Here is a 12125-nt window from a genome sequence, read left to right as displayed (position 1 = left end):
AGTATCTGGGGCGGGCGGATGACCAGGTGAAGATCCGGGGCTTCCGGATCGAGCCGGGCGAGGTACAGGCAGTCATCGCCACGAACCCCGCCGTACGCCAAGCCGCGGTCATCGTCCGCGAGGACAGTCCGGGCGAGATGTTCCTGGCCGCCTACGTCGTGCCGCAGCCAGGGGTCGGTGCGGGTGCCGGACTGGGCGAAATGGTGCGGCGGTTCGCGGCCGCCCGGTTGCCGGAGTACATGGTCCCGTCGGCGGTCGTGGTGCTGGACGCGCTCCCGGTCACTGTCAACGGCAAGCTCGACCGCAAAGCCCTCCCCGCCCCCGACCCCACCGCCGGAGCGGTCGGAGCGGCTGTCACCGGACGTGGGCCGATCACCGCGCTTCAGCGCTTGATGTGCGACGCGTTCGCCGAGGTCCTGGGCGTGGAGAGCGTCGGGGTGGACGACGACTTCTTCCGCCTGGGCGGGCACTCCCTCCTCGCGGTGCGGCTCGTGACGCGACTTAAGGCTCGCGGAGTGACGGTCCCGGTCAGGAGTCTGCTGACGGCACCGTCGGTGAGCGGGCTCCTGAAGCGGATGAATCTCTCTTCGCTGCACGACGCGCTCGACGTCCTGCTGCCGATCCGTACACAGGGCAGCCGGCCGCCCCTTTTCTTCGTCCACCCCGCGGGCGGACTCAGCTGGTCGTACATGCCACTGGCCCGATTCGTTCCCGAGGACATTCCGCTGTACGGGCTGCAGGCCCGAGGGCTCGACGGAAGGAGTGCGCTGTCGGGCTCGGTCAGGGAGATGGCGGCCGACTACATCGAGCAGATTCGCACGGTGCAGAAGACCGGTCCCTATCACCTCCTCGGCTGGTCCTTCGGAGGGTTCCCGGCGCACGAGATCGCCGTCCAGTTGCAGGCGGCGGGCGAGGAGGTCGCGGCGCTGGTCATCATGGACACGTATCCGAACCCGCCGGGAACGGAGGTGGGGGCACCGGAGCTCGACGTGGTGCCCGAGCATCTGCTGAACCGGGTGCGGGAGGAAGCGGGCGAGGTACTCGGAGCGATCACGGACGACGAACTGATCTCTCTCGGGCGGGCGTTCCTGAACAACGGCGCACTCAAGGGCCGTCACGACCTCGGGCGGTTCTCCGGGGACGCGCTGGTCGTGATCGCGACTGAGGGCAGGGCGCAGGACGAGCCCACCGCGGAGCTCTGGAGGCCGCACATCTCCGGAGAGATCTCGGAAGTACGCCTGCCGTACGGGCATTCGGAGTTGGTGCGCCCCCATGTGCTGGGTGAGGTGTGGGACGCCGTGTCGGCCTGGCTGTCGCGGGAGGACTGAGAGGTCGCCCGGCGTGGGCGGATTGCCCTTCGTGTTCTGGCAGGTCCCCGCCGGGCCGGCCTGACCGACGTCGTGTCCAGCGCGGCGAACCGCCCACTCGCTTCATGTGCCGGCGCCGGTGGCCCCCGGTGAGATCAGTCCGGACTCGTACGCGACGACGACCGCCTGAGCTCGGGAGCGCAGGTTCAACTTGGCCAGGATCCGGCGGACATGGGTCTTCACCGTCGTCTCGCTCAGCTCCATTCGGGCGGCGAGTTCGAGGTTGCTCAGTCCCTTCGCGAGGAGTTGCAGCACATCGAGTTCGCGGGGGCTGAGTACGGCGAGATCGCGATGCAGGACCGTACTGGGGGTGTCGACGGGGGCGAAGCGCTGGATGAGGCGGCGGGTGATGCTCGGAGCGAGCAGCGCGTCGCCTGTACGCACCAGGCGTACGGCAGCGACCAGTTGCTCGGGAGTGACGTCCTTGAGGAGAAAGCCGCTGGCGCCCGCGCTCAGCGCCGTGTACACGAACCGGTCGCTGTCGAAGGTGGTCAGGATGATGATCCGGGGCGGCTCGTCGGCCTCGGCCAGGATCCTCCGAGTGGCCTCGAGCCCGTCCATCTCCGGCATCCGGATGTCCATGAGCACGACGTCGGGGCTGGTGGCACGGACCAGCTCGATGGCTTCCGCGCCGTTCGACGCCTCGCCGACGACATCGATCCCGTCGGCGGTGAGGATCATCGTGAAGCCGGTCCTGAGCAGGTCCTGATCGTCGGCGACCACCAGGCGCAGGGGTTCGGTCACAGCTTCTCCCACGGGATCACGGCGCGAACCCGGTAGCCGCCGGAAGGGCTGTGTCCGGCCTCGAAGGTGCCGCCGTAGACGGCGATCCGCTCCTGCAGACCGATCAGGCCTCGGCCAGTGCCCGTCTGGGAGGAGGACGTCGCCGAGCCGCCTGTGTCGTTCACCTCCACCTGCAGGACGGCGGGGCCGTAGTCGATGGTGATCTCCACATGGGAGCCGACCGCGTGCTTCATCGTGTTGGTCAGCGCCTCCTGGACCAGGCGGTAGACCGCGAGATCCATGCCGGAGGAGAGGGGAACCGGGCTGCCGGTGATGTGCAGTTGGACCGGAACGCCGGCGTCCCGTACCCGGGAGACCAGCGCGTCCAGCTGGTCCATGCCCGGTGTCCGGGCGAGGTCGTCCTCGACCGAGAGGTCGGGGGAGTCGCTGTTCAGGGTGAGCAGGCCCATGGTGTGCCGCAGTTCGGTCATCGCGGCCCGCCCGCCGGACTCGACAGCCAGGAGCGCGTTGTGGGCCTTCTCGGGGGCGGCCTGCATCACCTTGCGTGCCGCGCCCGCCTGGACCACCATCACACTGATGTTGTGGGAGACCACGTCGTGCAGTTCCCGCGCTATACGGGAGCGTTCCTCACTCACGGCCAGTCGTGCCGCGGACTCCTTCTCGGTCTCGGCGGTCCGCACCCGCAGCTTCCAGGTGTAGATCGTGTTGGCCACCAGGGCGACCGGGATCAGGATCAGGAAGAGGAAGGTCTCCGGGCCCGAACCCATGGTGGGCACGTTCTGCTTGTGGGTCGCCACCAGCAGCAGGATGCCTGCCAGGGCGCTTGTGATCGCGGCCCTCTCGGAGGTGCTGTACATCGTCACGCTGTACGCCGCGATCAGACAGGCGGCGAAGGTGAAGGTGGGGTTGAACCCCGCGCTGAGGTGGTACAGCTCGCTCGCGCCGATCAGGATCCAGAACACGGTCAGGGGAAATCGTCTGCGCGCGACGAGCGGGAGCGTGGCCAGCACGGCCAGCAGCACCTGCCAGGGATGCGCCGCCCCGTAGTAGTGAGTGATCTGCCCGACCGGGGGCGTGGGCGCAGACGGAGTACCGGCGGGTGTGTGCGGCTGGCTCGGCGTGGTCAGCGAGTCGGTGACGCTGCCTTGCCGGTTCAGGGCCCCGCCGACGGCACCGACGGTCAGAGCGAGGGCGAGGACCGCATCGGTGGTCCAGACCCAGCGGGACAGAATGGGCGGTGGGAGCGTCGGCCTCTTCAGCGCGATGACCCCGACACGCCAACCGGCCCTGATCACTGATGTGTTCACCGGGTCATTGTGGCAAGCCGTCTGCTGCTGTCGCATCGTTCCCGGCGGCTAGCGGCGGTCGTCATTTCGGCTCCTCCTCAAGGATGACCCGGGGTGCCGGTCGTCCATGCGGACGAACGGGTTTCGTAGCAGCAGGCGATGTGACGCGCAGGGCACCGTACCTAGCGTGAGGACACTGCCCAAGCCATCCGTTCCCCGTGGAGGAATGCCGTGACGGTGCCGCTCATCCAGATCCGCGACGTGAGCAAGACATACGAAGCAGAACGACCAGCACTGGCCGACCTGAACCTCGATGTGCAGGCCGGAGAGGCGGTTGCGGTGCTCGGCAAGTCCGGCAGCGGCAAGTCCACTCTGCTCAACATGATCGCCGGCCTGGACAAGCCGACTCGGGGAACGGTCTCCGTGGCCGGCCTCCGCGTCGACGAGATGACCGAGACCGCGTCGGCGAAGTACCGGCGGGAACGGATCGGCATGGTCTTCCAGTTCTTCAACCTCCTGGACGACCTGACCGCCGAGGACAACGTCCTGCTGCCGGCCCAGCTGGCCGGGATGTCGCACGGCAAGGCCCGTAAGCGGGCGGCCGAACTGCTGGAGGCCCTCGGTGTCGCCCGGCATGCCCGCGCCTTCCCGGGCCGGTTGTCCGGCGGTGAGCGGCAGCGCGTCGCGGTCGCCCGGGCACTGATGAACCGCCCCTCGCTGCTGCTGGCCGACGAGCCGACCGGCGCCCTCGACAGCGCCTCCGCGGACGACGTCAGGACCCTGCTGGCGGAGCTCAACCGATCCGGCCAGACCATCCTGCTGGTGACCCACGACGTTGCGCTCGCCGAGGCGTGCGCGACCAGGACGATCGAGCTGCTCGACGGCAGGGTTCTCCGCGACGAGCGGATGGCGGTCCGATGAGCGCGCTGAGCAAGGTCGTACGCGCCGGTGTGGGGCGGCGCCGGGTCCAGACCGTGGTGATGATCCTCACCACGATGATGGCGGTGACCGCCTCGGTGCTGGCGGCCGGACTCCTGGTGGCGACGCAGGCGTCCTTCGACCAGAGTTTCGACGGGCAGCGAGGTGCCCACCTGACGGTGCAGTACGACCGGAGCAAGGCCACCGCGGCGCAGATCGGGGCGACCGCACATGTCTCCGGCGTCACGGCCAGCGCCGGTCCGTACCCGGTGCTGTCGCTGCAGCCGCATGTCGGCGCGAACAACGACGGCATGCCGGTCGGTGACAAGTTGGCGCCGATGGTGATCGTCGGGCGTGCCAGTACCGGAGGGCCGGTCGACAGGCTCAGGATCACCGATGGGCGGTGGGCCGCCAAGCCCGGTGAGGTCGTACTGACCGCCACCAACGCTCCCTTCGGTGTCGGTGGCCATATGACCTTCCCCGACCTTCCGGGCAAGCCCACCCTCACGGTCGTGGGCCTGGCCAGTTCCGCGGGCGGCAGCTCCGAGGCGTGGGTCTCGCCCGCTCAGCTCGCGGCGCTGACCCCGCCCGGTAAGACGCCCGACGAGCAGATGCTCTACCGGTTCCGCAGCGCGGACACGGACGCCGAGATCACCGCGGACCGGGTCGCGCTCGCCGCTGCCGTGCCGTCCGGATCGATGACCCAGGCGGCGTCCTATCTGAAGGTCAAGATGTCCGCGGACAAGACCTCCGCGACCTTCGTGCCGTTCGTGGTCTCCTTCGGCGTGCTCGGCCTGTGCATGTCGATCCTGATCATCGGCATCGTCGTCAGCGGCGCAGTGGCCGCCGCGACCCGGCGTATCGGCATCCTGAAGTCTCTGGGCTTCACCCCGGAGCAGGTCGTGCGCGCCTACGTCGGGCAGGCACTGATCCCGGCCGCGATCGGCACGGGACTGGGCGTCGTACTCGGTAACGTGCTGGCCATTCCGGTCCTCAACGATGCGGGCGGCGCGCTGGGCGTCGGAGCGGTGACCATCGCCCCGTGGATCGACATCGCGATTCCCGCTCTCGCCCTCGGCGCGGTGGTGGCCACGGCGCTGCCGCCGGCCCTGCGCGCCGGACGGTTGCGGACCATCGAGGCGATCGCGGTGGGACGTACCCCGCAGGCCGGCCGCGGTCGGGTGATCCGCCGTCTTCTCGGGCGGCTGCCGCTGCCGCGTTCGCTGAGCCTCGGTCTCGCCAACCCGTTCAACCGGCCCTCGCGGTCGGTGACGATGGCGGCGGCCGTGGTGCTCGGGACCGTCGGGGTCACCTTCGGCGTCGGCCTCGCCATCTCGCTCAGCGCCATCCAGAGCGACCTGAACCGCAGGTCACCCGGTGCCGCCGTGATCCAGCTCTTCGGGCCGCCGGCGCCTCCCGCCCCCGGCGGGGGGACCAGCCAGCAGGTCAAGAAGGCCGATGCCACCTCGATCGCGGCGCTGATCCGGGCTCAGCCGGGCACCCGCAGGTACTTCAGCACGGGCCAGACCCGGGTCGGTGTGGCCGGGCTGGCCGGCACGACGAACGTGATCGCCTACGACGGAGAGTCGTCCTGGGGCTCGTACCGGATGCTCGCCGGAAGGTGGTTCCACGGTGCGGGCGAGGCGGTCGCCCCCTCCGGTTTCCTCACCGCCACCGGAAAGCACATCGGCGACACCATCCGGCTGACCGACAACGGTCGCAGTGCGCCGGTGCGCATCGTCGGCGAGGTCTTCGCCATGCAGCAGGTGCTGCTCACCGACAAGAGCTCGCTCGCGGGACTGAACGCGTACATCCTGCCGCAGTCGGTGCAGTTCAACATCGACCTCACCCGGGGAACCTCGCAGCAGAGCTACCTGGACTCGCTCAACACCGTCCTGGTGCCCTACAACCTCACCGCACAGCCCAACAACGCGCAGGTGGGCGGCATGCTCATCGCCATGGACTCGCTGGCCGCGATGCTCACTCTGATGCTCGTCGCCGTGGCCGGCCTGGGGGTGCTCAACACGGTCGTGCTCGACACCCGCGAACGCGTCCATGACTTCGGCGTGTTCAAGGCCCTGGGCATGACGCCGAAACAGACCATCGTCATGGTCATCACCTCGGTCGCCGGCATCGGTCTGCTCGCCGGCGTGATCGGAGTCCCCATCGGCATCGCCCTGCACGACTCCGTGGTGCCGGTGATGGGCCGTGCCGCCGGCACCAGCATTCCGGTCGACGACATCGCGATCTATCACCTGCCCGTGCTCCTTCCGCTGATCCTGGGCGGACTGGTCATCGCCACCGTGGGAGCGCTGCTCCCGGCCGGATGGGCCGCCAGGACCGGCACCGCCACCGCGCTGCGTACGGAATAGCCGCCGTCAGGGACAGATACCGGAGGAAGAGACGTGCCCGGGAAACGTCGCAGGTACGACCCTGAATTCAAAGCGAAAGGCGTCCGGATCGTGAACGAGTCGCAGGTGCCGCTCGCTGAGGTGGCACGGGAGTTGGGCGTCAGCAGGGCAACTCTCGGCCGTTGGGTCGAGCGGGACCGGCAGCGGCACACGACCGCCCCCGCACACGAGTTGACGGAGCCGGAGCGCGCCGAACTGCTCCGGCTCCGCTGGGAGAACACCAGGCTGACGGTCGAGCGGGACATGCTCGAGCGATCGGTGATCCTCTGGATGCTGCGGAGCATGGGAGAGCTGTGAGGGCCCGTGTCCTGTGCCCGGCGGGGCGTGCCAGGGGCTCCGCCGGCTGTGCGCCCGGCGCCGCAGCCGCATGTCGATACGGCCGGCTCCGCCGCGGGGCCGCGATGTGCCGTCGGCCGTCTGCAGCGCCGTCGTGGCTGGTCGCGCCCGCGCGGCGGAGCCGCATATGGATGCAGCCCCGCGCCCCTTCAGGGCGCCGTCAGCTCGTGCCGGGTGCGGACCGGGCGGGGCGGGACGGTCGGTCGGCCGCGCCGTCCTGCCCGGAGAACTGGGTGCGAAACAGCTTCGCGTAGAGCCCGTCCTCGGCCAGCAGTTCGTCGTGGGTGCCGCACTCCCGGACCCGGCCCGCCTCCATCACCAGGATCTGGTCGGCCTCGATGACGGTGGAGAGGCGATGGGCGATCACCAGTGAGGTCCGCCCGGACAGCGCGGTCCTGAGTGCGCGCTGGATCGCCGCCTCCGATTCGGAGTCCAGGTGTGCGGTCGCCTCGTCCAGGACCACGATCGGCGGGGACTTGAGCAACAGCCTGGCCAGGGCCACCCGTTGTCGTTCTCCCCCCGACAGGCGGTGGCCCCGCTCGCCGACGACGGTGTCGAGCCCGTCGGGCAGCGCGGAGATCGTGTCCCAGATACGGGCGGCCCTGCAGGCTTCGACGAGGTCGTGGTCGGTGGCGTCGGAGCGGGCGTAGGCCAGATTGGCCCGGATCGTGTCATGGAACATGTGCGCGTCCTGAGAGACGACGCCCACCGCGCCGCGCACCGACTGCAGCGTCAGGTCGCGGATGTCGTGGCCGCCGATCCGCACGGATCCCGAAGTGGCGTCGTAGAGCCGGGACACCAGGTGCGCGACCGTCGTCTTTCCGGCTCCGGAGAGTCCGACGAGTGCCGTGAGCCGGCCCGCAGGAGCACGGAAACTCAGCTCGTGGAGGACATGGTCGTCGTCGGTGTGTTCCTTCTCCGGCCGGGTGGCCGCTTCCAGTGAGGCGAGCGAGACCTGGGCTGCCGAGGGGTAGCGGAAGGAGACCCGGTCGAACTCGACGGAGGGCGCGATCCCGTTCTCGTACGCCGCCTCCGGCAGCGGGCGGGCGCCGGGCCGGTCGGTGATGAGCGGCTGAAGATCCAGCACCTCGAAGACCCGGTCGAAGCTGATCAGTGCCGTCATGACGTTGATCTGGACCCCGGAGAGCTGGTTGACCGGGCCGTACAGCCGGAGCAGCAGGGTGACCATGGCGACCAGCGTGCCGACCTTGAACGCGCCGTCGATGACGAGACTGCCGCCGAGGCCGTACACCAGCGCGGTGGTCAGAGCGGTGAGCAGAGCGGCGATGATGCCGAAAGTCCGGGCGTAGACCACGGAGATCACGCCGATGGCGCGCACGCGGCCCGCGGGCTTCGCGAACGCTCGCGCCTCGTCCTCCGGCCGGCCGTAGAGCTTCGACAGCATGGCCCCCGACACATTGAACCGCTCGCTCATCATCGAGCTCATCTCGGCGTCCAGCTGCATCATCTGCCGGGTGAGCCGCTGCAGTCGGCGTCCGATCAGTTTCGCCGGAACGAGCAAGAGCGGGATCATGACCAACGACACCAGAGCTATCTGCCAGGAGAGATAGAACATCGAGGCGAGCACCAGGATCACGGTCAGCACGGTGGACGTCGTCTGGGCCAGCAGAGTCGTCACCGCCTGCTGCGCCCCTACGACATCGGTGTTGAGCCTGCTGACCAGGGAGCCGGTCTGGGTGCGGGTGAAGAAGGCGAGCGGCTGCCGCTGAACATGCCGGAACACCTTGGTACGGAGGTCGTAGATGAGCCCTTCGCCGATGCGGCCCGAGAGCCGGGTCTGGACGTAGATGGCCAGTGCGTCCGCCACCGCCAGCGCGGCGATGGCCGAGGACAGCCAGATCACGACCGACAGCCGGCGGGGCAGGATCCCGTCGTCGATGACCATCTTGAGGATCAGCGGGCTCGCCGCTGTGATGACCGAGTCCAGGATCGTGACCAGCATCAGTACGGCCAGTTGCCACCGGTATCGAACGGCATAGGGGAGGATCCGCCGTACAGTGCCGGGAGTCACCTTCTGATCGGTGATGGAATCGTCCAGGCGCAGACCTACCGGGCCCATCCTCGGGCTGCCCATCATCGCCAAGGGGATCTGCCTCGCTCTCGTGTGGGTCCGCGATCAGTCGGCGGCTCGGGAGGCCGATACACGTGGCTGCGGGCGAGTGCAGAATTCACGGCACACCGCTTTCGCCCGGCCCTTAACCTCTCGCGCACAGGCGCGTGTCGTGAACGGCGGGCCTCAAGTTAACTCCGCCCGGCCGGCTGTGACGACTGTTCAACTGCCGCGTGCGCACGGTTGAACGGGGCGATCGGTGTTCAACGCCCGTGTGTAGACGCAGAGGATTGATCGCCGTTGCATTCGTGGGCATCCTGAATCCGACGAGTGCTCCTGTGTGCGGCAATTCGAGTGTCTATTCCCCGGAGCCTGAATTGGATTCTCCTGAAGAGAGGGGCGGAGATGACTGACGATCAGTTGTTTCTGCGGTCGAAGGTCATAATCGAGCCGCTGGTGGACAGGTTCTTCGCCTGGCCCTATACGCTGGCGCCGGTACAGGCGGCGATGAATCTGGCGAACCTGCAGGTTCCGCTTCTCGAGTCCTATTTGCAGTCACCGCAGGTGCATGTCGCTGCCAGCAACAATCCGGATCTCCGCGGCGGATACTTCATCAACATCGCCGAGGAGCGCGCCGACGAGGTGCGCGATCTGCTGGCCGCGATCAAGCGGGACCGGGCCGACATGCTGAGGTTCGCCGAGGCGATCGCCGCCGGTCAGGAACTGCTGCGGGCGAACGCGACCGGCTTCGACCTGACGCCGCTGTATCCCAAACTGCCGCCGGAGCTGGGGGGCCTGGTCGAGCTCGCGTACGACACCGACAACCAGGCGCAGATACGCTTCCTGGAACCCCTGGTCTACAAGAGCGGCGTCTACCAGGATTCCCGCCAGTCCGTTCAGCTGTCCCTGGAGACCGGGATCGAGCGGCCGTTCATCCTGAGTACGCCGCGGCTGCCCTCCCCGGACGTCCTGGAACTGGGCCTACCCTTCCGTCACGAAGGGCTGGAAGAGCTGTTCAAGTCCCGGGTGCGGCCCACCACGCTGGACCATCTGCGCGAGGCGCTCGAACTGGACGACACTCAGGCCAAGCAGCTGTCCGGACTGCTGACCCACAGCTCGAGCCAGGCCGAGGACCGGCACATCGAGGCCGGCGGCCGGATCCGGTACTTCGGGCACGCCTGCCTCGTACTGCAGACGCCCGAGGCAGCGGTCGTGACCGACCCGTTCATCAGCGCGGACAGCAGTGCGGGCGACCGGTACACCCTGGACGATCTGCCGGACCGCATCGACCTGGTCCTGATCACCCACGGTCACCAGGACCACATCGTCCTGGAAACCCTGATGCAACTGCGTGGCCGGGTCGGGGCGTTCGTGCTGCCCCGTTCCTCGCGCGGCAATCTGGCCGACCCGTCAATGGCCCTCATGCTCAAGGCCCAGGGCTTCCCGGTGATCGAGGTCGACGACTTCGACGAGGTGGAGTTCCCGGGCGGCAGGATCACCGCCACCCCGTTCCTCGGTGAGCACTGCGACCTGGACATTCGCGCCAAGTCGACCTACTGGGCCGAGCTGGCAGGGAAGAAGATCTTCATCGGGGCGGACTCCTCGGGCATCGAGCCTCAGCTCTACCGCTACATCAAGGAGCACCTGGGCACGGCCGACCTCGCCTTCCTGGGCATGGAGTGCGACGGGGCGCCGCTGACCTGGCTCTATCAGGCACTGCTGACCATTCCGGTCACCAAGAAGATGAGCAGCTCGCGCAAGCTGTCGGGATCGAACGCCGATCAGGCCGCTGCGATCATGACGGAGCTGGGTGCCAAGGAGGCGTATGTCTACGCCATGGGGGAGGAGCCCTGGCTGGGCCACGTCATGGCCACGACGTATACCGAGGACACGTATCAGATCAAGCAGATCGCGGAATTCCTGACCTGGTGCAAGGGCCGCGGCATCAAGGCCGGGCACCTGTACGGGCAGCAGGAGTGGCGCTGGTAGCAGCGTGCTCCCGCATGCCTCGGCCTGCGTCCTCCCGGAAGGACACAGGCCGCGGCGGTGTTCAACTGGGCCGCTGCGACAGCCGGGTGCCGCCGGACAGGCTGTCGCGAACCTGCGTTGATCAGCGAGCCGTGCAGCGCAATATCAGGGAGACAACAGCGTGAATTGGGGTACGGCATGCCCTTCGTGAGGAGCAACGGAATCCGGCTCGCCTTTCAGCGCTCAGGCAGAGGGGAGCCCGTGCTCCTCATCATGGGGTCCGGGGCCGCGGGACATGTCTGGACCCTGCACCAGACGCCGGCGTTGAATCAGGCGGGATACGAGACGGTCGTATTCGACAATCGGGGTATCGCGCCGTCGGACGCGCCCCCCGGGAAATACTCTCTGGCGGACATGGTCGCCGATACCAAGGGGCTGATCGAGGCCCTCGATCTGGGACCATGCCGAATCGTCGGAACGTCGATGGGCGCCATCATCGCGCAGGAGCTTGCGATCGGCTGGCCGCACCTGGTGCGCTCCGCCGTCCTGATCGCCACCAGGGCGCGGTCCGACAAGGCGCGCCTTGCGATGACGGCCGCGGACAGAGCGCTGGAGGAGAGCGGCGTCCGACTCCCCCCGAAGTACGAAGCGGTGCGGACCGTGCTCGAGATGCTGTCCCCGTCGACATTGAACGACGACGACGTCAGCTCCTCCTGGCTGGAGATATTCGAGGTGTCCCGTGGCGCCGCCGCCGGTGGCCAGGCATGGGTCGACACCGTCACGGACAGGCGCGCGGCACTGCGGATGATCACCGTGCCGTGCCGTGCCATCGCCTTCACCGACGATCTGATCTGCCCGCCGCACCTCGTCGCGGACGTCGCGGAGGCCATACCCGACTGTGACTACGTGGAGATCTCCGATTGCGGCCACCTGGGAAATCTGGAGCGCCCGGAGGCCGTCAATGCCGCGATCATCGAGTTCCTCGACAAGTACTGACGCCACGGAATTCTGATCACCGCGGGTC

General features: G+C 68.2%; 9 protein-coding genes. 6 read left to right on the top strand and 3 right to left on the bottom strand.

All coding sequences use genetic code 11. The features are described 5' to 3' along the window. Positions 1-1328: alpha/beta fold hydrolase (locus ACFVYN_RS37660; RefSeq protein ID WP_390006750.1), on the top strand; the 1328-nt coding region annotated here is incomplete at its 5' end. 102 nt (positions 1329-1430) lie between these two features. Here the strand turns inward: ACFVYN_RS37660 and ACFVYN_RS37655 are convergent. Then, positions 1431-2111 carry a response regulator gene (locus ACFVYN_RS37655; protein ID WP_390006748.1) on the bottom strand — a complete coding sequence of 227 codons (681 nt, stop codon included), beginning with the start codon at positions 2109-2111 and terminating at the stop codon, positions 1431-1433. After that, entirely contained in the window at positions 2108-3418 is a 1311-nt protein-coding gene (locus ACFVYN_RS37650; RefSeq protein ID WP_390006746.1) for a sensor histidine kinase, read from the bottom strand. The genes ACFVYN_RS37655 and ACFVYN_RS37650 overlap by 4 nt, the downstream gene beginning before the upstream one ends. Positions 3419-3628: 210 nt before the next feature. Here ACFVYN_RS37650 and ACFVYN_RS37645 point away from each other — a divergent pair, with 210 nt between their 5' ends. The 3 genes from ACFVYN_RS37645 to ACFVYN_RS37635 are packed head-to-tail and all read left to right on the top strand — an operon-like array spanning position 3629 to position 7023. After that, entirely contained in the window at positions 3629-4318 is a 690-nt protein-coding gene (locus ACFVYN_RS37645; RefSeq protein ID WP_390006745.1) for an ABC transporter ATP-binding protein, read from the top strand. After that, positions 4315-6687 carry an FtsX-like permease family protein gene (locus tag ACFVYN_RS37640; protein WP_390006743.1) on the top strand — a complete coding sequence of 791 codons (2373 nt, stop codon included), beginning with the start codon at positions 4315-4317 and terminating at the stop codon, positions 6685-6687. The genes ACFVYN_RS37645 and ACFVYN_RS37640 overlap by 4 nt, the downstream gene beginning before the upstream one ends. Positions 6688-6720: 33 nt before the next feature. Next, positions 6721-7023: a transposase gene (locus ACFVYN_RS37635; RefSeq protein WP_390006741.1), complete on the top strand. Its 303-nt coding sequence runs from the start codon at positions 6721-6723 to the stop codon at positions 7021-7023. A gap of 199 nt (positions 7024-7222) precedes the next feature. On the opposite strand, the gene ACFVYN_RS37630 is transcribed toward ACFVYN_RS37635, so the two are convergent. Further along, a complete protein-coding gene (locus tag ACFVYN_RS37630; protein ID WP_390006739.1) occupies positions 7223-9094 on the bottom strand; it encodes an ABC transporter ATP-binding protein in 1872 nt (623 codons plus the stop codon). Positions 9095-9538: 444 nt separating this feature from the next. Here ACFVYN_RS37630 and ACFVYN_RS37625 point away from each other — a divergent pair, with 444 nt between their 5' ends. After that, positions 9539-11122, top strand: coding sequence for an MBL fold metallo-hydrolase (locus tag ACFVYN_RS37625; protein WP_390006737.1), 1584 nt, complete (start codon positions 9539-9541; stop codon positions 11120-11122). A 240-nt stretch (positions 11123-11362) separates the two neighbouring features. Next, on the top strand, positions 11363-12097 hold the full coding sequence (locus ACFVYN_RS37620; protein WP_390006736.1) for an alpha/beta fold hydrolase: 735 nt from the start codon (positions 11363-11365) through the stop codon (positions 12095-12097). The last annotated feature ends 28 nt before the right edge of the window (positions 12098-12125 follow it).

This window comes from Streptomyces sp. NPDC058307 (genome assembly GCF_042880295.1).
Classification (GTDB): Bacteria; Actinomycetota; Actinomycetes; order Streptomycetales; family Streptomycetaceae; genus Streptomyces.
This window is presented reverse-complemented; position numbering and strand designations above follow the sequence as displayed.